Consider the following 21,786-nt stretch of genomic DNA (forward strand, 5'->3'; position numbering starts at 1 on the left):
CCACAGCGGAGCACGCGGCAACGAGTAACCACGCCGACCGTGGACTATCGGGCCCGGCCCCGCGCCATCACCAGCCGGCGGACCCCGGACGACCCCGCGGCGGCACCGTCGCGACATCACGGTGGTGTCGCGACGACACAGCGGCGTCACGGCGGCGGAGCCGCGACGACACGGCGGCGGAGCCGCGACGACACGGCGGCGGAGGCGCGACGGCGGGTGGCGGCACGGCGGCATCCGGCGGGGGCCAGGATAGGCGTATGGCGACACCCGTCCACCCCGATCCGCACCCGCCCGGCGGAGCACCGGCGCACGAGATCGACGCCGAGTTCCTCGCGCTCCCGCGGGCCGCGCTCACCGATGCGGCCCTGCAGACCGCGCGGGATCTGGGCGTCACGCACGCGGACATCCGCATCGAACGGCTGCGGGAGTCGGCGTTGTCCTTCCGCGACGCCTCCCTGGAAAGCCGACACGAGGGCGCCACCGTCGGGCTCGCCGTACGGGTCGTGCACCAGGGCGCCTGGGGCTTCGCCGCCGGGGTCGACCTCACCACCGACGAGGCGGTGCGGCTGGCCCGCGAGGCCGTCGCCATGGCGAAGGTCGCGGCGCCGTTGAACTCCGAGCCGGTGGAACTCGCAGAGGAGCCGGTGCACCAGCGGGCGAGCTGGGTGTCGGCCTACGCGGCGGACCCGTTCGCCATCGACCCGGGCGAGCGGGTGGAGCGGGTCGGCGGGCTGTGCCGCACGCTGTACGGCGCGTCCGACGTGGACCATGTCGAGGGTCAGTTCGAGGCGGTGCTGGAGAACAAGTACTACGCCGATCTCGCCGGTACCGACACGACCCAGCAGCGGGTGCGGGTGCTGTGCCAGATCGAGGCCATCCGGGTCGATCCGGGGGGCGGATTCGAGTCGATGCGCACCATCGCCCCGCCGGTCGGTCGAGGCTGGGAGTGGATGGTCTCGGGGCCCGCGGCCGGCTGCTGGGACTGGGACGGTGAGATCGAGATCATCCCGGGGCTGCTCGCCGAGAAGGCGAAGGCGTCCTCGGTGGAGCCGGGACGCTACGACCTGGTGATCGATCCGTCGAACCTGTGGCTGACGATCCACGAGTCGGTCGGCCATGCCACCGAACTCGACCGGGCGCTGGGCTACGAGGCGGCCTACGCCGGCACCTCCTTCGCCACCCTCGACCAGCTCGGGACGCTGCGCTACGGCTCGCCGGCGATGACCGTCACCGGTGACCGCACCACCCCGCATGGTCTGGCCACCATCGGCTACGACGACGAGGGGGTGGCGACCCGGCGTTTCGACATCGTCCGGGCCGGCACGCTGGTCGGCTACCAGCTCGACCGGGCGATGGCCGCCCGCAACGCCGCGGCGCTGGGCACCGCGGCGTCCAACGGATGCTCCTTCGCCGACTCCGCCGGGCATGTGCCGCTGCAGCGGATGGCGAACGTGTCGCTGCTGCCGGCGCCCGGCGGGCCGAGCACCGAGGAACTGATCGGTCAGGTCCAGCGCGGCATCTACGTCGTCGGCGACAAGAGCTGGTCGATCGACATGCAGCGGTACAACTTCCAGTTCACCGGCCAGCGCTTCTACGAGATCCGGGACGGGCGGATCGTCGGCCAGCTGCGCGATGTGGCCTACCAGGCGACGACGACCGACTTCTGGGGGTCGCTCGAGGCTGTCGGTGGCCCGCAGACCTACCTGCTCGGGGGGGCGTTCAACTGCGGCAAGGGTCAGCCGGGTCAGGTCGCGGCGGTCAGCCACGGCTGCCCGTCCGCGCTGTTTCGCGGGGTCAACGTCCTCAACACCCGGCGGGAGGCCGGCCGATGAGTCACCCACCCATCCTGGCGGCGCGGGCGGCCCATGAGGTCGTCGAGCAGGCGCTGGCGCTGTCCCGGGCCGATGCCTGCGTGGTCATCGCCACCGAGTCGAGCGCGGTGAACCTGCGCTGGGCGAACAACACGCTGACCACCAACGGGGCGAGCCGCGACCGGTCGATCACGGTGATCAGCGTCGTCGGGCGTTCCTTCGGCGTCCGTTCCGCCTCGACCCCCAGCGATCCGGACGGGCTCGCCGACCTGGTCCGGGCCGCCGAGCAGGCCGCCCACGCGGCCGCCGACGCCGAGGACTACGCCGACCTGCTCTCCCCCGCGAGCACCGCCGCGGCCCCGGCCGCGGACACGTTCACCGAGCCCGCCACCCGCACCGACACCGCCGTGTTCGCCACCTTCGCCCGCGACTTGGCCGAGGCGTTCGGCCGCACCCGCGCGGCCGGCCAGCGCCTGTTCGGTTTCGCCGAGCACCAGATCACGACCACCTGGCTCGGCACGTCCACCGGTCTGCGGCTGCGTCACAGCGAGCCGACCGGCAGCGTCGAGTGGAACGCCAAGAGCACGGTGGCCGGTGGATCGGTCTGGCACGGCCAGTCGACCCGCGACTTCACCGACGTGGACGTCGCCGCCACCCACGCCCAGCTCACGTCCCGGCTGGCCTGGTGCGAACGTCCGGTGGAGCTGCCCGCCGGACGCTACGAGACGTTGCTGCCGCCGTCGGCGGTGGGCGACCTGATGGTGGGGCTGTACTGGGCGGCGGCTGGACGGGACGCGGCCGAGGGTCGCACCGTGTTCAGCCGGGCCGGCGGCGGGACGAGGCTCGGCGAGTCGATCGGGCCGGCCGGGCTGCGGCTGTCCAGCGATCCGGCGGACCCGGAGCTTGCCACCACCCCGTTCGTGACCGCCACCTCGTCGTCGGCGATGTCGAGTGTGTTCGACAACGGGCTCGCCCTCGGCGCCACCGACTGGATTCGCGATGGCGCGCTCGCCGCGCTCGTCCAGACCCGGGCGTCCGCCCGGCTCGCCGACGGCCCGGCCACGCCGCTGATCGAGAACCTGACCCTGGACGGCGGGGGCACCGCGTCACTCGAGGAGATGATCGCCTCGACCCGCCGCGGCCTGTTGCTGACCAGCCTGTGGTACATCCGCGAGGTCGATCCCGAACTGCTGCTGCAGACCGGTCTCACCCGCGACGGCGTCTACCTGGTGGAGAACGGCGAGGTCACCGGGGCGGTGAACAACTTCCGGTTCAACGAGTCACCGGTGGACCTGTTGGGTCGCACCGCCGAGATCGGTGCGACCACCCGCACCCTGCCCCGGGAATGGGCGGACTGGTTCACCCTGACCCGGATGCCGCCGGTGCGGGTGTCGGACTTCAACATGAGCTCGGTCAGCCCGGCCAACTGACCTGACGCCGCGCGGCGCCGCGGGCCGTGGGCCGCTCAGAGGTAGGCGCCGCGGCCGAACGACTCGCCGCCGCCCTGCTCCTGCTGGGGCTGGGCTCCGGCCGGGAGTCCGGCCCCGCTGGGCAGCGCCCGGCGCCGCAGTTCCGCCAGCTGGGCCCGGTCGGCCACCTGTTGGGCCACGAGCATCCCGTGGAACAGACCCTCCAACCAGCCGACCAGCTGTGCCTGCGCGATCCGCAGCTCCGCGTCGGACGGGACGACGTCGTCCTCGAACGGCGACAGCAGCCGTTCGAGTTCGGCCCGCGGCGCCGGCGCCAGTGCCTCGGAGAGCTCACGGATCGAGCTGCGGTGGATCTCGCGCAGCCGCACCCGGCTGGCGCCGTCGAGCGGAGCGACCCGCACCTCCTCCAACAACTGCTTGATCATCGTCCCGATGCGCATCACCTTGTCGGGCTGCGAGACCAGCTCGGACACGACGTTGGTGTCCGCCGCCGCACCCGCCTCGGCCAGTTCCTGCGCGGTGGTCGCGGGTTCGCCGCGGCGGCCCGCCGCCGACGGCACGGCCTCGTGCAACGCTCCGTCGGGCCCTACCACCACGACGCGGGGTTCCGGTTGATCCGTCATGGCACCTATCCTGCCCGCTGCGGCGCACCACCGAGCAGCGGTCCCACGCCGGAGGTGACAGCCCCACCGCGCGACGGCGCCACCGTCAGAACGACAGCACCGTCAGGACGTCGGCATCGTCAGGATGACCTTGCCGACGTGGCCCAGGTCGGCCAGGAGCTGATGGGCCTCGACCACCTCGGCCAGCGGCAGCACCCGGTCGATCACCGGCCGGATCCCGCCGCTCTCCACCGCCGGCCAGACCTCGGCGCGCACCGCGGCGACGATGGCCGCCTTCTCCCCTGCCGGCCGGGCCCGCAGGGAGGCGGCGTGCACCGCGGCCCGCTTGCCGAGCAGCACCGACAGGTTGAGCTCCCCCTTCACCCCGCCCTGGAGGCCGATGACGACCAGACGCCCGCCGGTCGCCAGCAACGCCACGTTGCGGGGCAGGTAGGCGGCGCCCATGTTGTCGAGGATCACGTCCGCGCCATGCCCGTCGGTGGCCGCGCGGATGACCTCGACGAAGTCCTCGTCCCGGTAGGACACCGCGAGGTGCGCCCCGAGGGCGCGGACCCGTTCGAGCTTCGCGGGACTCCCGGCGGTCGTGGCGACCACGCAGGCGGGACGCAGCGCGCGCACGGCCTGAATGGCGAACGTGCCGATGCCGGACGCCCCACCGTGCACGCAGAACACCTCACCGTCGCGCAGCCCGGCGACGCCGAACACCGTCGAGTGCACGGTGGCGGCGACCTCGGGCAGGCCGGCCGCCTCCACCAGGCTCACCCCGGCGGGCACCGGCAGCACCTGACCGGCGGGCACGGTGACCCGGGTGGCGTACCCGCCACCGCTGAGCAGCGCGCAGACCTCGTCGCCGACCTCGAGACCGACCACCTCCGGTCCCACGGCCGCGACACGCCCCGAGCACTCCAGCCCGAGGATCTGCGACGCTCCGGGCGGCGGCGCGTAGAACCCCTGCCGTTGCAGCAGATCAGCCCGGTTGACGGCGGTGGCGACGACGTCGAGGGTGACCTCGCCCGGCCCCGGCGGTGGCGGATCGGCCACCGTCTGGACGGACATGACCTCGGGGCCGCCGAAGGTGGACATCGTCACCGCACGCATGCACCCACGCTACGACGCCACCCGGCCACACGCGCCCATCCGGACCTCGCGGCCCCAGCCCGCCCACCAGCGGCGCTCGTCCGTCCTACCAGCGGTCCCAGTGCAGGACGGACTCGAGCGGTTCGCGGGCGGCGGGCCGGAAGTCGGTGCCGAGGGTGTGGGCGACGGGCAGCAGCACACCCTGGCTGATGCCCGCCGGGATGCCCAGCAGCCGCGCCACCTCGTCGGCGTAGGCGAGGTGCAGGGTCGTCCAGGCACTGCCAAGGCCACGTGCGCGCAGAGCAAGCGCGAAGCTCCACGCGGCCGGCAGCAGCGACCCCCAGAACGCCGGCTGCGACGCCGCCGGTACCTGGGCCACGTCACCGGCCAGGCAGCCCAGTACGAGGACAGGCACCCGGTGCATGTTCTCGGCGAGGTAACGCGCGGAGTCGCCGACCCGGTCCTGTACCGCCCGACGCTGCGGGCTGTGGCCATCGTCGTGCGCGCCGCCCCCATCGAGATACGGGAGGGCCGATCGCCGATAGAGCTCCCCGATCCCCGCGCGAAGCTCCGGGTCGGTCACGACAATCCAGTGCCATCCCTGGGCGTTCGAGCCGGACGGTGCCTGGAGAGCGATCCGCAGGCAGTCACGGATGATCTCCGGGTCCACCGGACGGTCGAAGTCCAGCCGTTTACGCACACTGCGCGTGGTCGTCAGAAGCTCGTCCGGGGTCAGTGCAGAGGTCACTACCGGTCCTCGATGGATGCGGAGCCCCCAGCCGATCCGGGCGGCTCCTAGACGGGTTCGGGCTCGGGCTCCGCGGGCGCGTCCGGTGCCGGTTCGGTGAACGGCGAGGGCTCATGGGGCGCTGGCGGCAGGTCAGGAGTATCCGGCAACAGCGGGCCCGGATCATCGGGAATCGGCAGATCCGGATCGAGCGGCGGCGGCGGGGAGTCCGGCCGGTGGGGGTGGACACCGGCCACCACCGTTCGGCGTGTGGCCGGCGGACAGGTCGGCAGAAGCAGGCTGGACATAGCACCCGCTGTACCCGGGGTGCGGGGCAGCGGAAACATCGACCCAGCATCGCATGGCGTCGCCGGTTCATCACCCTCACCGAACGGTCCCGCCACGGATGGCATCGCGCCGCCCACCCGTCCGGGTAGCGACAACCCGGTACGACACACCCAACGGGCTACCCCAGAACAATGACAACCATGCATTCACAACAATTCGCGGTGTTTCGGCGAGAAGTCGGCCCGATACCGACCCCCCTCCCCCGCCGACCGCCGCCCCGCCGCACTCACATGCCTTCCGACCTGCGCTTTTCCGTTCACCGCCCGCAACGGGACGGACGACATCCGGGTTGCATCCCGCGTGAGGTGTTCTGCTCGTATCGCCGTATTAACGAAAGAGGCGTCGAAGCACCCCGGAGCACCACACCTACGAGTGGGTCGGACCGCTAGCGTCAGACCCGCATCACCGTCGACGAAGGTCCCTCTGCAACCTGCAACGGACGACCACAGCATCGGCTGACTGACCGGCTTGGGATGCGCCGGCCAGGCCCAGCCCGGGGAGCGTGCCAGTGGAAGCGGTCGCGGCCGACGACGACGACCCTGGAGACCAGGCGGAGTTCCGGGCCTTCTTCGAGCGCCACCACCGTGAACTGAGCCGGTTCGCGTATCTGCTCAGCGGCGACCACGACGCGGCCGACGACATCACCGCCGACGCCCTCACCGCCGCCTGGACCCGTTGGGACCGGGTCCGCGCGGCCGAGCTTCCACTGGCCTACGTCCGGCGGATCGTCGCGAACCTGGCGGCGGACCGGGTCCGTAGGGCCGTGCGCGAACGCCGCGGTCTTCTCGCTCTTGGTGAACAGGCCGAGGGTTACACCCCCGAGCCGGACGTACCCGCAGTCGTGGACCTGCGCAGCGCTCTGATGTCGTTGCCGCCCGGTAAGCGGGCGTGCGTGGTGCTGCGCTATGCCTTCGACCTGTCCGAGGCCGAGACCGCCCGAACACTGGGCGTCTCTGTCGGGACGGTGAAGAGCCAGACCGCCCGCGGAGTCGCCGACCTGGAACGGCTGCTCCGGGGCAGCCCCGTCGGACCGGCCCCGTCGCCCGGCCTGGAGATCAGGTCGGCGGACGCGCCCAGCCGGGCCTCCGGGCGTGGCTCGGCGCCGCGCGGATCCGGTGATCACGTCCCGCCGCGGGCGGGCGGCGGGCGCGGCGGGTCGCTGCGTCCCGGTCGCCGTCGCCCGGGATCGTCCGGTTCCCATTCCGGCTCCGGCTCCGGCCCGTCAGCCTGCGCCGATGATCGAGGGGATCTGATGCCGGACCGGCATGCCGGCCCCGCGCGCCCGGTTCGCCTCGAGCCGGTGTCGCACTCCGCGCCGCACCTGCCCGCCCGGTCCGGAGCGGCCACGCGGACCAACGATCCACCACCGAACGGACAACATCTCCTTCGGGTCGACCTGCCGGACAAGGACGACCACCCCACCGAACGCATTCGTCGACGGCTGCGCCCCGAGGCCCGTAACTGGCCCGGCTGGCGGGTGGGCGAGGCGTAAATGGCCATGGATGGTGAGCGCGGCACACGCGGCACGCGCGGGGAGCCAGGCGGTCCCTGGCGGACTGATCTCGGCACCCTGCTGAACGCCGAGATGGAGCGGCATCAGCCGGACTCCGACCGCATCCGAGCGCGGATCGCGGCCTCACTCGGAGCCGCCTTCCCGCCCGGTCCGGCCCCCACCGCCGCACCCCTGGCCCTCGTGGACGGCCTCACCTCGCCCTTCACGCCCTACGGCGAACTGGAGCACGACCCACCCGTCGAGACCACCGCACCAGTGGCGGCCACGGCGCCCACCACGAGCGCGCTGCCGGCGACCGCCACCGCGGGCACAGGGTCAGCCGCGGGCACGGGGTCAGGTATGGATGCGGCGCCGGACACGAGCGCGGTGCCGGGTTCGGGGGGACGTCCGATCCGTGGGGCGCACGGGTCCCGCATCCGGGCCGGCCGCGGCGGGTCACGCCGGCCGGGCCGACGTCACGGCCGGATTCTGGTCGGCGCCGCCGTCGCCGGCGTCAGCATGGTTCTGGTCGCGCTGCTCGCCGTCATCAGCGGTATTCCGGGTACCGGCTCGCCGAATCCGCCGGTGACGACGGTGACCGGCGCACCGCATCCCATCGGATCGCCGTGGGCGACGACCGCCACCACCGAGCCGACCAGCGCGACGACCCCGCAGGCCCAGGACGGCCGGACACCGCCCCCGGCCAGCGCCCCGCCACCAGCCCAGACCGCACCGCAGAACGGCCAGAACGGCCAGAACGGCCCGGCGGGCAGCGCCGCGAGTGGATCGTCCGATCTCCCCGCGGCGGACACGACTCCCGTCACGCAGGGGCGTTACACGAGCCAGACCGTCCCCTTCCCGGCCGGCAGCCAGGTGCGGCTGCCCACCGACGCCACGGACTGGGTGCTTTTCGGCGACGGCTGGAACGGCGTCCGCACCCGTGCGGCGCTGCCCGTCCCCCGGCTGCTCGCGTTCGCCTCGGGAAGCGCGACCCAGAAGTCGACCTCCGGGTTCACCTGGTTCGGTGGCTTCCCGAACCTGATCGGCAGCGACGACAACGAGCGCCTCGCCGTCCAGGGCAGGGCGACGCTGAGCACCGTCGTCCTGCAGTCCCGCCAGCTACAGATCTACCTGGGCGCGTCCACCGGCGCGGTGCAGATCACGATCACCTCGCTGGCGGGAACCCACACCTTCACCGTGGACCTGCCCTCACGACAGGTGGACGGCTCATCCGACGCGATGATCACATTGACGCTGCCGGGCGCCATCGGCACGACCACCATCACCGTCACCGGCGTGGACGGCGCGGCCTGGACCCTCGCCGCCGCCGTCCTGCGCTGAGGCCACACGGAAGTTGAAAAATCTGAAAATATCTGGCCCGGAGCGACAACCTTCCGACCCCGTTCGGACGACAGAGTAAGTGAACGTCCATCCGGTCCCCGCGCCAGGAGGCCCGGCCGGCGTTCCGGCCGCCTCGTCCGACTAACCCCCCCCAGCCGGGTGGCAGGCCGTAGCACGGCACCTGGGCTGGCCGGTCTGGCCAGGATCGGCCAGCCCGCTCACCGCGCCACCGCGCGGACCCCGCCCGAATGTCCCAGTGCGCAGGCACCCGCGGGTGGGCACCACCACGATCGCGACGGTGTGGCGATGTCGAGGGGTAGCGTCGAGTCCGTGCGTCGGCTGTTTTTTGCACCCTCATGGATCGCGCGGCATCTGCTCGCGCTGGCTCTGGTCGCCTTGTTCATCCGGATGGGAATCTGGCAGTTCACCAAGGGCGAGTCCGCCCAGGGAACGATGCAGAACCTCTTCTACGGCGTCGAGTGGCCGATCTTCGCCGTCTTCGTCGTCTACTGGTGGTTTCGGATGATCAAAGAGGCGTTGTCGCCGCCGGACCTCGAGGGTCCGCAGTGGGGCGTCGGCGGCCGGATCGCCCCGGAGACACCACACCAGCTCGGCGCGGGCGGCCCCCGGATGCTGACCGCGGGCGGGTCGCTCGTCCCCGATGACGAGGACGAGGAGGTCGCCGCCTACAACCGCTACCTCGCCGCCCTGTACAACCGGGATGCGCAACAGGACGCGCTGCGGGCGATCACCGCGAGCCAGCCCACGAAGCAGCTCGACCCCGCGGCGCGAACCACCACCCCCCCCCCCCGCAGATCAACGGAGCCCGCGGATGACGACCAGCCTCTCCCCCTCCCGACCCGCCGCGAGTTCGACGCCGGCCGCCATCCGTGGCGCCCTGCTGCGCTACCGGGTGATCGCCTATGTGGTCGGTGTGGGCCTGATCCTGCTGGTCTGTGTCGGTATGCCCCTGAAGTACGGTGCCGACATCAGTACGGTCGTGGCGATCGTCGGGCCGGTGCACGGCGTCCTGTACGTCGTCTACCTCGCCTGCACCTACGACCTGGCCACCCGCTGCCGGCTCCCGCTGGGGCGCGCGGTCCTCGTCATGCTCGCCGGGACGATTCCGTTCCTGTCCTTCGTCGCCGAACGCAAGGTCACCACCTTCGTCCGCCGGCAGCACCTGGCGACCGACCGAACCTGACCACAGCCGCGACCATCCCCGCTCAGCGGCGGGGATCTCAGCGGCAGGATACGGAGTCGCGCACCGGTCGGGCCAGTCCGGACGCCTGCCCGCGGGCTGTCGGGGGCACCGGTCGGCGCAGCACCGGCACCGCGATCGTGAGCACCTCGCCCTGACCGAGCCACCGCGGCCGCCGAAGACCATCGTGGGGTCGCACCGCCGCCCGGACCTGCTCCAGCTCTGTCCCGAAGGCGTAGACCCGACCGTCCGTCCAGACGATCATCTGGGATCTCGCGCCGGCCGGGCGCGCCAGGACCAGCCGTGACCTGGACGTTTCCCATGCGACCGTGACCGGGGGGTTCGCCGTGCCCCGCAACGCCGTCCGCTGACCGCCCGTGTCCCGCGGTCCGCTCCGGCGCAGGACGCGCAGGACGGGGGACCGCGGCGTGCGGTCGGCGATCAGGAGCAGGCCCGCGTCGTCGACGGCCAACGGCGGCGTCGGGTCGGCATCCGACTCGGCGGCCGTGACCGCACCGAAGACCCCGTCCAGATGCACTCCGCGGGCGGCTGGCAAGCCCCGAGCCGAGCTGGCGAGCATCGCTGTCAGGGCCGCCCGCCGCACGTTCACCCCGTCCAGCCGGACCAACCCGCAGACCGTCATCGAGCCCTCCGTCGCTGTGCCCGGCCGCGGTGCCGGCGCCATCCGGCAGCGCGGCCGGACGCACCGAGCATCGACGGTCACCGGTTGCTTCCGCGCCGGAACGTAACAGGTCTGCGACCAGACGGCCCGGCACCAGCGCGCATGGAACTGACCTGGCCAGTTCCATGCGGTGCGACCGTCAGCCGATGGCCACCCGGTCGGGCTCGTCGACGCGCCGGGTCCGCCGCGCCGCGATGACCGGATGGGCCGGACAGTCGACGAGATGGTCGTCGAAGCCCTCCACCGTCGGCCAGGACTGATGGCACGAACCACAGTGCGTCGTGGCCGAGTCGGTCCACCGCGCATCGCATCCCGCACAACTGGCCGTGATGGGTGTGCGCAGACCGGCCTCGGGCTGGCGACGACGGGGCATCTGGATCGGCAGCGCCGGCGGCCGGCTGGCCGGATCCAGATCAGAGTGAAGGGTCACGGAAACCGCGCGAGGGCGCCGGGGCGAGGCGACGGCGGCCGGGATCGCGCGAGGGGACGACGACCGACGGGGAGGCACCCGGTCATCCTGTCGCAGACCAGCACAAGCGTCACGCAACCAGGTGTCGAGTCTTCGGGGTGTTTGGCCAGCGCATCGGGCTCGGGGGCCGCCATGCCGGGGCCAATCCCCCCACTCCGGGCATTGTGCGCAACCTTTGTGGTGCAACCCTTGCCCCGCCCACCCCAGGCCACTCAGAACACCATTCCCACAACCAGCAAACACGATGACACCTGATGCCGAACGAGCGAACGACCATAAGCGGCAGAACTGGCTACCGTTGTCCACATGACGAGCACCGTCGGCGACGACCGGCCGCGGGCGGCACCGCGCGGGGGTACCGCGGCGGGGGTGGGCGCACTGCTGCGGCAGTGGCGCCAGCAGCGTCGGCTTAGTCAGCTCGAGCTAGCACTTCGGGCGGACAGCTCGGCCCGACACATCAGTTTCGTCGAAACCGGCAAGGCCCTGCCGAGCCGGGCGATGGTCCTGCGCCTGGCCGACCACCTCGAGGTGCCGGTGCGCGACCGCAACGCCCTGTTGCTCGCGGCCGGCTACGCCCCGGCGTTCACCGAAACCCCCTGACCGACCCGGCCATGGCCGCCGTGCGCGCCGGCCTGGTCGAGTTCCTCGCCGCCTGCGAACCCAACCCCGCCCTCGTCCTGCACGGCCCCTTCGACATCGTGATGACCAACCGCCCCACCCAGACCCTGCTCACCGGCGTGGCGCCCGACCTGCTCCGCCCGCCCGTCAACCTGATGCGCCTGGCCCTGCACCCGCGAGGCCTCGCCCCGCGGATCGTCAACCTCCCGCAGTGGCGCGAGCACCTGCTGAACACGCTCCGCCGCAGCATGATCGCGGGTGGCCCGTCCGCCCTGCACGCGCTGTACGAGGAGGTGTCCGGCTATCCGGTCCCCGTCCCCGTCGCCGTCGCCTCTCCCGGTCCTGACCCCGACTCATGGCGCGAGGCCGGGACCAGAGCGAACGGAACAGGCCCGCCGGCTCCGCCGGGCAGCCACTCCGCGCCGGCGCTGGCGCTGCCGCTGTGTCTCCGCGTCGACGACCGGGTCCTCACGTTCCTGTCGACGATGACGACCTTCAACGCCCCGACCGACGTCACCGTCTCGGAACTGGCGATCGAACTCTTCCTGCCCGCGGACGCGACCACCACCCGGACGATCACCGAGCTCGTCGCCCGCACCGACGACAGCACCCCCGGATCACAGCCAAGATCATGAGATGCCGAGGGTTGTTCGGAGATATCGACCTCCGCACGCCTACCAACCCTCGGCACGGGGCCGCATAACCCTCGGCATCGCGCAGGATCGTGTCCGCGCCCTGTCCGCGGACAGCCGGCGAGGGCCGGTAAGGGCCGGTGGAGCGGAGGGCGTGGGATTCGAACCCACGATGAGGATCACTCCCCATAGCGGTTTTCAAGACCGCCGCCATCGGCCACTAGGCGAGCCCTCCTGGCCGTCCCATCTTATGTCGCCGCGATGTCAGCGATCATTCCCGGGGCAGGTCCCCGATCAGTGCTCGGGGACGGGAGTGGGGCGGGGCCAGACGTAGTCGTACTCGCGCTCGCAGGTCAGGTTGAAGCGGCTGAGGACGTCCGCGAGCAGACGTAGGTCGCCGCCGGGCCATTCGGTGAGGATCTTCGCGAGGGCGCCGAGAACGAAGTCGCGATCGGCGTGCAGGCGCTGTCCACCCTCGGGGGTGATGGCCAGCTTGCGGGCTATGCCGCCGTCCGGGTCGGGGATGCGGTCGACGAGGCCGGCCTGCACCATGGCCGCCGTCTGGCGGTTGACGGTGGAGACGTCCAGGGAGAAGGCCTCGGCGAGCTGGGCGAGGGTCATCGGGCCCTCGACCTCGATGCGGCTCAGGAGCAGGTAGGCGGAGCGTTCTAGGGTGCGCTGGCCGGGGCGGTGGTTGGAGGCCGGCAGGATGTGGTGGCGCGTGAGCAGCATCAGTTCCCGCTCGATCTCACGCAGCTGCGTGTCGCGGACCTGGCCCTCCCAGCGCTGGGCGCGCTCGCGCAACGAGGTGTCGGCCTGATCGCGCCCATCGGCGCGGCGGAGGTCGGTCGACAGGTCGTCCTTCATGATCGCCTCCGCCAGGTCGGTGGGCGGTACGCCCGGTCGTCCGGATGATTCCGGTCCGGTTTCATTATCGACCAGATCCATGGCTGTGCATGATGCATATTACGTGTAGCATGCACATCCGGCGGGCGGGCGTCGTCTCGTCGCCAGCCCGCCATGGCCCGGCCTACCAGGCGGGGTGTCGTCCGGTGTCGTCGTGGATGCCGCGCGCGCTCGCCTGGACACAGGCCAGGTCGGCCTGTCCGTACGGCTCGCGCCGCTTTCGCCACCTTTCGATCACCTTCGATCACCTTCGATTCCGACATTCGTGGTATGCGGCGCCTCGCGCCTCGCCATGACAGGGAGGCTTCCTTGACGCAGGTGTCGGTCCACCACAGCGGTCCTCGCCCGGGCGAGCCGGCCGTCGGTCCGATCATCGCCACGCTGGCCTGCACCGGCACGGTGGCTTCCCTGATGTACACGCTCATGATCCCGCTGATCCCGGATCTGCCGAGGCTGTTGCACTCGTCCGCGTCGAACACGGCGTGGACGGTGACCGCCACCCTGCTTGGTTCGGCGGTCGCACCACCGATCGCCGGGCGGCTCGGCGACATGTACGGCAAGAAGCGTCTGCTGCTCGCGAGCCAGGTGCTGCTGATCGCCGGTTCGCTGCTGTGCGCGATGACGAGCAGCCTGCTGCCGGTCGTCTCAGGACGGGCGATGCAGGGCATGGCGTCCGGTGTGGTGCCGCTGGGGATCAGCATGATGCGCGACGTCCTGCCGCCGGCGCGGCTCGGCGCCGCCCTCGGCCTGATGAGCTCCTCGCTCGGCATCGGCGGCGCGCTGGGCATCCCGCTGTCCGCGCTGGTCGCGCAGCACGCCGACTGGCATGTGCTGTTCTGGGGAGCGGCCGGCCTGGGCACGATCATGCTCGTGGTGTTGTGGCGGGTGATACCGGCGCCGCCGCTCGCCAGCGACGCGGACGGAGACGGCATCGGGGCTGGCGACAACGCCGGGGCCGGCGTCGGGGTCAGGGCGGGGCGCAGCCGCTTCGACGTCGTCGGGGCGGGTGGGCTGTTCGTCGGTCTGCTCGCCGTGCTGCTGGTGATCTCCAAGGGCAGCGACTGGGGCTGGGGCGCTCGCCACCGTCGGTCTGGCCATCGGCGGGGTGCTGACCCTGCTGGTCTGGGGTTTCTGGGAACTGCGGGTATCGAACCCGGTGGTCGATCTGCGGATCACCGCCGGTCGTCAGGTCCTGATGACCAACATCACCTCGATCATCGTCGGCGTCGCGATGTACGCGCTGTCGCTGGTCGTCCCGCAGCTGATGCAGATTCCGAGCGGAACCGGCTTCGGGTTCGGGAAGTCGATGGTGGTCGCCGGGCTGTGCTTCGCCCCGTTCGGCGTGGTGATGGTGCTGGCCTCGCCCGTCACGGCCCGGATCATCGCCACGTTCGGCGCGAAGGCCAGCCTGATGCTCGGCGTGCTGATCATCGCGATCGGTGTGGCGTTCCTCAACGCGATCTGGCAGATCCTCATCGTCTGCGCGATCGTCGGCCTCGGGGTCGCCTTCGCCTACGCGGCCATGCCGACGCTGATCATGGCAGCGGTGCCGTCGACCGAGACGGCCGCGGCCAACGGTCTGAACACCCTGATGCGCGCGCTCGGTACCTCGACCGCCGCGGCACTGATCGGGGTCGTGCTGTCCCACACGACCATGTCCTACCAGGGTGCCCAGGTGCCGACCCTGTCCGGGTTCCGGATCACCTTCGTCATCGCGACCGTCGCGGCGGTGCTGGCGCTCGGGGTCGCCGCTCTCATTCCCGGCCGCCGCCCCACGGTCGACCTCCCCCTCCCACGGCCCCTGCCGGACGACGCGGTGCACGTCAGTGGTCCGCACCTACGGGCGGTGTCGGACGGGCGGTGACCGGGAATCCCGCCTGAGTGAGCAGATCCGCGCAGGCCAGCACTGGTGGCCAGACCCACCACACCCGGGAGGACCTCGACGACGCCACCGTGGCGGCGGTCGGGCGGCTCAGCGAGGCACTGGAATGCGTCGAACGGGCCCGGGGCGCGCTGTACGAGTTCCACCAGCTGTCCGGGCACGCCGATCTCCTGCTCGGCGAGGCTCTCGAGCAGCTGGCCGAGGCGGGGCACCGCCGGATCGCGACCCAGCTGCGCGAGGAGCTCCTCGGCCGCAACGTCCTGGACGGACGCTGGACCTTCCAGATCGTCGAGGAGTACGACGACCTCTACTACCGGCCCTTCGTCGAGGCGGACGCGGACGTGCGGCGCCGGCTGACCGGCGGGCAGCGCCACGTCCACGAGGCCCGGATGAAGGCCCGCGAGCGGCTCCGGGCCGGCCGTGACCTGTGGGGCCCGGGCGCCTGAGGAGTCCCGTGGAGCTCAGGCGCCCGGCGGGACTCAGGCGTCGCGACGGCGGGCGAGGATCGTGCCGATCAGGAACAACCCGAAGCAGACCGCGGCGAAGTAGAGCAGCGATCCCCACGGGCCCAGCGGCATGTCATCGATCACCTGCGGCCCGTCCGTGTGGTGGGGGGCGCCCGCGACGACGAAGTTGTTGCTGGCGATGAAGGGGAGCCAGTGCTGGATGTGATCGCCGACGCGCGGGATCACCGGTAGCAGGTTCTCCACCAGAAGCACGTAGATCAGTTCGATCACGATCGCGCCGGCGGACTGCCGGACGATCAGACCGATGGCCATCGCGAACACCGCGGCCAGCAGGTACACTAGGCCGATGCCGAAGACGCTGCGGTACTCCTGGGCGGTGTTCAGCCCGAGCGGGGCATCCGGCTGGATCAGTCGGGCGATCCCCCAGGACCCGACGCCGGTGAGCTCACCGACGACCGCGGCCAGGGTCGCCACCACCACGAGCTTGGCGACAAGCGCGGGCGTCCGGGTGGGCACGGCGAGAAACGTCGAACGGATCGTGCCGAACCGGTATTCGGTGGTGACCGCCAGCGTGGCCATCACCATCATCACCACGAGCCCGAAGTTGTAGGCGAACTGGGTGACGTCCGGGGTGAGGTCGGCTACGTCGTTCGAACTGGTGGTCGCGGCGATGAGGGAGGTGAATCCCACGGTCAGGACGGTCGCCAGGATCATGCACCACCACGGCGAGCGGGTGGAGAACAGCTTGATCCGCTCCACGGTGAGCAGCGTCATCGCGCGTCGCCTCCCCGCGTGGGCGCACCCGACGCCGGCACCCCGACCGCCGCCTGACCGAGCGGTGGCCCGCTGACCGGCGGTGGAACCACCCCGCCGACGGTGCCGGGAGGGCCGGAACCGCCGCCGTGATACTCCACGTCCTGCCCGGTGAGCTGAATGAAGGCCTCTTCCAGTGAGCCGCGCTGGGCGGCGAGTTCGTGCAGGACCAGGCCGACCGTCCCGGCCAGCTCGCCGATCTGCTCGGTGCTGGTGTTCGGCACCAGCAGGGCCGCGGGCCCCGCGTCACCGGCCGGCACGTCGCGGACGGTCAGGCCCTGGCCGGTGAGCAGACCGTGCAGCCGTTCCATCTCCGGCCCACGCACCCGGACCGCCGATTCGGAGGCGTTGTCGATGAACTCCCGCGTGCTGGTCTGGGCGATCAGCCGCCCGCGGCCGATGACGACCAGATCCTGGGCGGTCAGCGCCATCTCGGAGAGCAGATGGCTCGAGACGAACACCGTGCGACCCTCATCCGCCAACCGGTGCATGAACTGCCGAATCCACAGGATGCCCTCGGGGTCGAGCCCGTTGACCGGCTCGTCGAAGAGCAGGACACCCGGGTCACCCAGCAACGCGGTCGCGATGCCCAGGCGCTGGGACATGCCCAGGGAGAACCCGCCGGCGCGCTTACCCGCCACCGCGGTCAACCCGACAGCCTCGAGCACCTCGTCGACCCGCTGGGCCGGAATCCGGTTGGACGCCGCGATCCAGCGCAGATGCGCCCGGGCGGACCGGTTGGGGTGCACCCACTTCGCGTCCAGCAACGCCCCGACCTGCCGCAGCGGATGACGCAGCTCGGCGTAGCGCCGACCGTTGATCCGGACCGTTCCCGCGGTCGGGTTGTCGAGTCCCAGGATCATCCGCATCGTCGTGGACTTTCCCGCGCCGTTGGGCCCGAGAAAACCGGTCACCTTGCCGGGTGCCACCGCGAACGACAGGTCATTGACCGCGACCGTTCGTCCATACCGCTTGGTGAGCCCCTGTGCCTCGATCATTCGTCTCCGCTCGGGCGGTGCTCCACTGCCCTGACCGCCCTGACTGGCCGGGCCGCCGGGCTGGCCAGTCAGCTGGGCCGGGCCGGGTTGGCGTCAGTACGCGCCCATCCTGGCGGATTACCTGCCTGCCGGACCAGAGCTGGCCACCCAACGCGGCATGTCGCCAACCTGACAGAACGACACCGCGACGTGATGCTGTTCGGACGCCTCAGAGCCTGCGTCGTCCGGCCAGGATCTCCTCGGCGAGTTCCGACACCCGGCGCCGTTCGTCCCGCGCGGTGCGCCGCAGTTTCTCAAAGGCCGACACCGGGTCGGTGCGCATCGTCGCCATCAGATATCCCACCGCACGCTCAATGGGAACCCGATAGTCCAGCGCGTACTGCAACTGCCGGGCGAGCCGGTCGTTGCGATCGGCGATCAGCCCGGCCAGCAGCAGGTTCTCCAGCACCCCACCGAAGTGCACGATCGCGTCGCGTTCGCTGGCCGTCCACTGCCGGACCTGGTCATCGGCGACGTTCAACGTCCCGATCGGGCCACCACCGAGGCGTACCGGTACGCCCAGGACGGCCCGCACGCCCCCGGCGGCCAGGGCCGGGGTGACCCAGCGGCCACCGGTCATCGGTCGTGATGTCGTTGGACACGACGATCTCGTCCACTATGAACGACTCCACGCACGGTCCCTCGCCGAACTCCTCCTGGACCCGTTCGAGCAGGGCACCCGTGCTGTCGGAGGCGGCGATGCTGCGCAGCGCCCGGTCGGCGTCCACCAGCAGCACACCCGCACCGGCCAGATCGAAGATCTCGGTGACCGCGCCCACCACCTCGCTGACCAGCTTGGCGAGTTCGACCTGACTGGGCACCTGGTGATGCAGTCGGGCAAGGCTCGCGTCCAGGCGCACCTTGTCGATCTCCACAATCGCGCTCCCGCCTCTACGACCCGCCGCGCGCCGGGACTGCATACCCGCAGACCCACTGTGGCCAGTACCGCCAGTACCGCCAGCGCCGCCAGTACCGCCGGTGCTGGCGTTGTTGCCGCGGCCGCCCGGGTCGTCTCGGGCGGCCGTCGGTTGCTGTCTCGATGTCGTGCCATCCTGCCGGATCACCGTGCGCGCTACCAGCCCGCCCGGCGGCTACGCACCGGCGTCGTCCGCGCCCTGTACCGCGCGGGACGAGCGCCGACGGCGTACTCCGACATCGACCTGACGACGCACCGTACCGTCGAAGGCCGCGGTGCGCTCGGCCTCGATCGACGTATTGATCATTTCAAGCAGGTGCTCGCGCTCGCCGGTGCTCATCCCCGACATCAGGCTGTCGACCAGCTCGGACCCATCCTCGACGGTGAGCGCCGTGGGGTGAGTTTCGGCTGCCGGCGCGGGGATGTTCGCCGCCGGCAGCTCCTGCTGCCCGGCGCGTGCGGCCGGGATGGCGTCCGGCGTCTCGAGCCGACCACCAGGGTCGTGCGCCGCTTGGGACACGATGGAATCGTCTGCGGGCATGCGTCACTCTCCGTGACTCGGCCGCAGACACAGGGCAGGCGAATTGATCGGTTGCCGGACAGACTATCGCACCCGCGGCCCGCCCGGCAGGAGATATCAGCCGCCGATCGCCGCCGCCAGCCGAGCCCAGCCGGCCCGGGGCAGTTCGCCCGGCGTGTCGGTGAGCACCTGCACGGCGACGTGGTTCGCCCCCGCGCCGTGATGAGCACCGATGCGGGCCAGGATCGCCGTCTCGTCCCCCCAGGCGACCAGGGCGTCGACGAGCTGGTCGGAGCCACCGTCGGTGAGATCGACGTCGGTGAAGCCGAGGCGACGCAGGTTGTTCGTGTAGTTCGGCAGACCCAGGTAGGGAGCCAGGGCGCGGCGGGCGATCGCCCGGGCCCGCTCGGCGTCGGTGTTGAACACGACCTTCTGCTCGGTGGCCAGCAGCGGGCCCGGGCCGAGGAGCCGACGGGCCTCGCGGGTGTGCTCGGCGGTGACCAGATACGGCAACGCCCCCGCCGTGCGTTCGGCGGCGATGCCCAGCACCCTGGGTCCGAGGGCGGCGAGCGCCTGGTCCTCGCGCGGCACACCGAGTTCGTCCAGCGTGTCGAGGTAGTCGAGGAGCACCTCCACCGGCTTCTCCCAGGGCCGTCCGGTGGCCCGCTCGACCGGCTCCCGGTGCCCGACACCGAACCCGAGCAGCAGCCGGTCAGGGTGCGCCTTCGCGAGCATCGCGTAGTGATCGGCGACGATGTCCGCCTTCTCGGTCCAGATGTTCAGAATGCTTGTACCGACGACCAGCCCTTCGGTGCCATCCAGGATGGCCGCCGGGAGTTCCAGGTCCCCGCTCGTCGCCCCGATCCACACCGTTGGAAAGCCCATCGACGCCACCTCGACGGCGATGTCCGTCCGGGCTCGGACGTCCGTCGGCCATTGCCGCTGAGCTGCCCAAAGCCCAATCCTGCCGACCTCAACTACCACGACGAGCCCCTTCCGCGCAGGGAACTGCGACTGTCCGCACCGACACCCCATCACGATTGCTACCCCGCGCACACGCCGGCTATGTCGGCCTGTTTGCCCGGGCCGAACGACCCGAGCGCATCGTCCCGTTCGACCCCGATCTGACCACGACCTTCAGCCCGCCCGTCCCGTCGGCCCACACATCCGGCCGACCACCACCCCCACCATCGGGCGTCCACCATCGGACGCCGGCGAACAGACACGGGCGAACGGAGGTCAGCGAACGGACGACGCCGTCGTCACCGGATGTTCGGGGACGGCGGTCGTCTGGGACACGGCCGCCTGCGGACGCAGCTCGTCCAGGGTGAGCTGGTGGGCCGGTGGGCCGGACAGCACCGTCTCGGATGTCATCGTCAGATCCGCGGCGACGTGCAGCAGTTCGCCGCTGTCCAGCAGACGCCAGCGTGGGTCCTCGTCCATCCGCTCGCTTTCCACCACCACCGCCGGAGCCTCCAGCAGATCGACCGAGCGGACCCGGATCTCGCTGAAGGGGCTCGCATGGTCAAGATGACGCGCGTTGCGCCCACCCGGGCCGCGGCGCAACACGTAAAGCCCGTTGGTGTCCGGGTATCGCAACGCCCAGAGCTCGCCGCCGGCGATCAGGATCATGTTGATCGAGTACATCGGCAGATTGGCCGCGATCCACCGGGCAGCGGACGTGATGCCCGCCCCCACGTCGCCGTCATGCCGAGCGATCTCCCTGGTGATCAGGGCGAAGTACCGTTCGGAGTCGGTGTCCCCCGCCACCTCCAGGCCGGCCGCGCCCAGTTCGTCCTCCAGCTGCCGCAGCCCCTCGATCACCCCGTTGTGCGCGAAGATCCGACCATCCCGGACGAACGGATGCGTGTTCTCGTCGCTGGCCCGCCCGGTCGAGGCATGCCGGACATGCGCGACGAAGGTCGTCGCGGTGATCTCCTGCGGTTGCCGGGCGACCTCGGTGTCGGCGCTGCCGCGGATCGTCTGCCGCAGCACCCGCAGCGCCCCGTCCGGACCGATCGCGCCGAGCCCGACCCCGTCCGGCGAGCGACGCGGCGCCGCATCGAGGCTGTCGGCCGCGTCCAGGAGCCAGAACGTCGCACTGATCGGCGTCGGCCCACTACTCATCGCGAACAGGTGGCACATCAGTCCTCCCCTCCCCTCATGTCACCCTCCCTCATGTCGACGGGTCTGTTCCCTCCCGCGCCACGGCCATGCCCGAGACCGGACGACATTCCCGGCGCCCGGTGCCCTACTGCGCGCGGACAACACCCACCAGACACAATTCCGTTTCGTTTCATCGCACAATATGCAACGGAAGCATCCAGGTAACCATCCCACCCCACCGCCACCACCTCATGCCCCACCACCAGCTCGGCCCCCACCACCGCCGGGGCGGACCCACCCCGGACCAGCACGGCCCGCTGGCCCGTTTCCGCGGCGCGGCGCCGCCCCCTCGGAGCATCGCAGCCTTCCGCGATGCCTCCAGGACAGCCGTGACCGCGGAACCGGCTCGCTTGTGCACGCCGCCGAGCCGGACGTTGGCTACTCTGACGTAATTGTCGATTTTAGTATTTCTGAGACAACGTGCCCACCGACTCCAATCGGGCGCCAGGTCGCCTCGCATCGGCCCTGACCTCCAATGATCGGCACGGCATGGACGTAATAGGCCCATCCGGACCCCCCTCCCGGCAGGCGTCAGAACAGACATAACACCCCCATCGCCACGGAAGGCCTAAATCGCCGGCTGGATCCGGTGGCGGATTCGCCGGATGGCCTTGCCGGGCGGAGTAAC

22 protein-coding genes, 1 tRNA gene and 1 pseudogene are annotated in these 21,786 nt (G+C 71.2%); 10 read left to right on the top strand and 14 right to left on the bottom strand.

Features of this window, described 5'->3' with window-relative positions:
- The first annotated feature begins 257 nt into the window (after positions 1-257).
- Both G6R24_RS07705 and G6R24_RS07710 read left to right on the top strand, forming a co-directional pair.
- Positions 258-1,832: a TldD/PmbA family protein gene (locus G6R24_RS07705; protein WP_163548477.1), complete on the top strand. Its 1,575-nt coding sequence runs from the start codon at positions 258-260 to the stop codon at positions 1,830-1,832.
- Positions 1,829-3,241, top strand: coding sequence for a metallopeptidase TldD-related protein (locus G6R24_RS07710; protein WP_163548478.1), 1,413 nt, complete (start codon positions 1,829-1,831; stop codon positions 3,239-3,241). The genes G6R24_RS07705 and G6R24_RS07710 overlap by 4 nt, the downstream gene beginning before the upstream one ends.
- A 35-nt stretch (positions 3,242-3,276) precedes the next feature.
- Here G6R24_RS07710 and G6R24_RS07715 read toward each other — a convergent pair whose 3' ends face one another.
- The 3 genes from G6R24_RS07715 to G6R24_RS07725 all read right to left on the bottom strand — a co-directional run bounded on the left by G6R24_RS07715 (position 3,277) and on the right by G6R24_RS07725 (position 5,689).
- A complete protein-coding gene (locus tag G6R24_RS07715; protein WP_163548479.1) occupies positions 3,277-3,864 on the bottom strand; it encodes a bacterial proteasome activator family protein in 588 nt (195 codons plus the stop codon).
- A gap of 102 nt (positions 3,865-3,966) precedes the next feature.
- Entirely contained in the window at positions 3,967-4,962 is a 996-nt protein-coding gene (locus tag G6R24_RS07720; protein WP_163548480.1) for an NAD(P)H-quinone oxidoreductase, read from the bottom strand.
- An 85-nt stretch (positions 4,963-5,047) separates the two neighbouring features.
- Complete coding sequence (locus tag G6R24_RS07725) at positions 5,048-5,689, bottom strand: nitroreductase family protein (RefSeq protein ID WP_225438241.1); 642 nt, start codon at positions 5,687-5,689, stop codon at positions 5,048-5,050.
- Positions 5,690-6,524: 835 nt separating this feature from the next.
- Between G6R24_RS07725 and G6R24_RS22025 the strand changes: the two genes are divergently transcribed.
- From G6R24_RS22025 to G6R24_RS07740, 3 genes are all read left to right on the top strand, one after another.
- Entirely contained in the window at positions 6,525-7,508 is a 984-nt protein-coding gene (locus G6R24_RS22025; protein WP_225438242.1) for a SigE family RNA polymerase sigma factor, read from the top strand.
- The gene (locus tag G6R24_RS07735) at positions 7,509-8,849 is read left to right on the top strand and encodes a hypothetical protein (protein ID WP_163548481.1); all 1,341 of its coding nucleotides are present in this window, start codon (positions 7,509-7,511) and stop codon (positions 8,847-8,849) included.
- 832 nt (positions 8,850-9,681) lie between these two features.
- Positions 9,682-10,053 (top strand): DUF3817 domain-containing protein, encoded by a 372-nt coding sequence (locus G6R24_RS07740; protein WP_163548482.1) that lies wholly within the window; start codon positions 9,682-9,684, stop codon positions 10,051-10,053.
- Between the two features lie 37 nt (positions 10,054-10,090).
- Here G6R24_RS07740 and G6R24_RS07745 read toward each other — a convergent pair whose 3' ends face one another.
- Together G6R24_RS07745 and G6R24_RS07750 are read right to left on the bottom strand one after the other, a co-directional pair.
- Entirely contained in the window at positions 10,091-10,693 is a 603-nt protein-coding gene (locus tag G6R24_RS07745) for a hypothetical protein (RefSeq protein WP_175084315.1), read from the bottom strand.
- Positions 10,694-10,871: 178 nt separating this feature from the next.
- Complete coding sequence (locus tag G6R24_RS07750) at positions 10,872-11,162, bottom strand: FDXHR family putative zinc-binding protein (protein WP_163548483.1); 291 nt, start codon at positions 11,160-11,162, stop codon at positions 10,872-10,874.
- Positions 11,163-11,507: 345 nt separating this feature from the next.
- On the opposite strand from G6R24_RS07750, the gene G6R24_RS24425 reads away from it, so the two are divergent.
- Both G6R24_RS24425 and G6R24_RS07755 read left to right on the top strand, forming a co-directional pair.
- On the top strand, positions 11,508-11,801 hold the full coding sequence (locus G6R24_RS24425) for a helix-turn-helix domain-containing protein (protein ID WP_225438243.1): 294 nt from the start codon (positions 11,508-11,510) through the stop codon (positions 11,799-11,801).
- An 11-nt stretch (positions 11,802-11,812) separates the two neighbouring features.
- Positions 11,813-12,454 carry an MmyB family transcriptional regulator gene (locus tag G6R24_RS07755; protein ID WP_225438244.1) on the top strand — a complete coding sequence of 214 codons (642 nt, stop codon included), beginning with the start codon at positions 11,813-11,815 and terminating at the stop codon, positions 12,452-12,454.
- 143 nt (positions 12,455-12,597) lie between these two features.
- On the opposite strand, the gene G6R24_RS07760 is transcribed toward G6R24_RS07755, so the two are convergent.
- Both G6R24_RS07760 and G6R24_RS07765 read right to left on the bottom strand, forming a co-directional pair.
- A tRNA-Ser gene (locus G6R24_RS07760) sits at positions 12,598-12,686 on the bottom strand.
- Positions 12,687-12,745: 59 nt separating this feature from the next.
- The gene (locus G6R24_RS07765; RefSeq protein ID WP_217465676.1) at positions 12,746-13,318 is read right to left on the bottom strand and encodes a MarR family winged helix-turn-helix transcriptional regulator; all 573 of its coding nucleotides are present in this window, start codon (positions 13,316-13,318) and stop codon (positions 12,746-12,748) included.
- A gap of 462 nt (positions 13,319-13,780) precedes the next feature.
- On the opposite strand from G6R24_RS07765, the pseudogene G6R24_RS22035 reads away from it, so the two are divergent.
- From G6R24_RS22035 to G6R24_RS07775, 3 genes and pseudogenes are all read left to right on the top strand, one after another.
- Positions 13,781-14,227 (top strand): annotated as a pseudogene (locus tag G6R24_RS22035) (MFS transporter); the annotation flags it as partial.
- A 235-nt stretch (positions 14,228-14,462) separates the two neighbouring features.
- The gene (locus G6R24_RS22040) at positions 14,463-15,221 is read left to right on the top strand and encodes an MFS transporter (protein ID WP_225438245.1); all 759 of its coding nucleotides are present in this window, start codon (positions 14,463-14,465) and stop codon (positions 15,219-15,221) included.
- Positions 15,222-15,238: 17 nt separating this feature from the next.
- Positions 15,239-15,685 (top strand): hypothetical protein, encoded by a 447-nt coding sequence (locus G6R24_RS07775; protein WP_163548484.1) that lies wholly within the window; start codon positions 15,239-15,241, stop codon positions 15,683-15,685.
- Positions 15,686-15,718: 33 nt separating this feature from the next.
- Here G6R24_RS07775 and G6R24_RS07780 read toward each other — a convergent pair whose 3' ends face one another.
- From G6R24_RS07780 to G6R24_RS07805, 7 genes are all read right to left on the bottom strand, one after another.
- Positions 15,719-16,480, bottom strand: a complete 762-nt coding sequence (locus G6R24_RS07780) for an ABC transporter permease (protein WP_163548485.1) — start codon at positions 16,478-16,480, stop codon at positions 15,719-15,721.
- Entirely contained in the window at positions 16,477-17,517 is a 1,041-nt protein-coding gene (locus G6R24_RS07785) for an ABC transporter ATP-binding protein (protein ID WP_225438246.1), read from the bottom strand. Before G6R24_RS07785 ends, G6R24_RS07780 begins: the two co-directional genes overlap by 4 nt.
- Positions 17,518-17,725: 208 nt before the next feature.
- Positions 17,726-18,136, bottom strand: a complete 411-nt coding sequence (locus tag G6R24_RS22045) for an ANTAR domain-containing protein (protein WP_338083875.1) — start codon at positions 18,134-18,136, stop codon at positions 17,726-17,728.
- Positions 18,021-18,431, bottom strand: coding sequence for a hypothetical protein (locus tag G6R24_RS22050; protein WP_225438248.1), 411 nt, complete (start codon positions 18,429-18,431; stop codon positions 18,021-18,023). The genes G6R24_RS22045 and G6R24_RS22050 overlap by 116 nt, the downstream gene beginning before the upstream one ends.
- A gap of 216 nt (positions 18,432-18,647) precedes the next feature.
- A complete protein-coding gene (locus tag G6R24_RS07795) occupies positions 18,648-19,013 on the bottom strand; it encodes a hypothetical protein (protein WP_175084314.1) in 366 nt (121 codons plus the stop codon).
- Between the two features lie 96 nt (positions 19,014-19,109).
- Positions 19,110-19,976, bottom strand: coding sequence for an LLM class F420-dependent oxidoreductase (locus G6R24_RS07800; RefSeq protein ID WP_163548487.1), 867 nt, complete (start codon positions 19,974-19,976; stop codon positions 19,110-19,112).
- Positions 19,977-20,231: 255 nt separating this feature from the next.
- Positions 20,232-21,137 (bottom strand): class II glutamine amidotransferase, encoded by a 906-nt coding sequence (locus G6R24_RS07805; protein WP_163548488.1) that lies wholly within the window; start codon positions 21,135-21,137, stop codon positions 20,232-20,234.
- Positions 21,138-21,786: the final 649 nt, after the last annotated feature.

This window comes from Candidatus Frankia nodulisporulans (assembly GCF_902806475.1).
Taxonomy (GTDB): domain Bacteria; phylum Actinomycetota; class Actinomycetes; order Frankiales; family Frankiaceae; genus Frankia; species Frankia umida.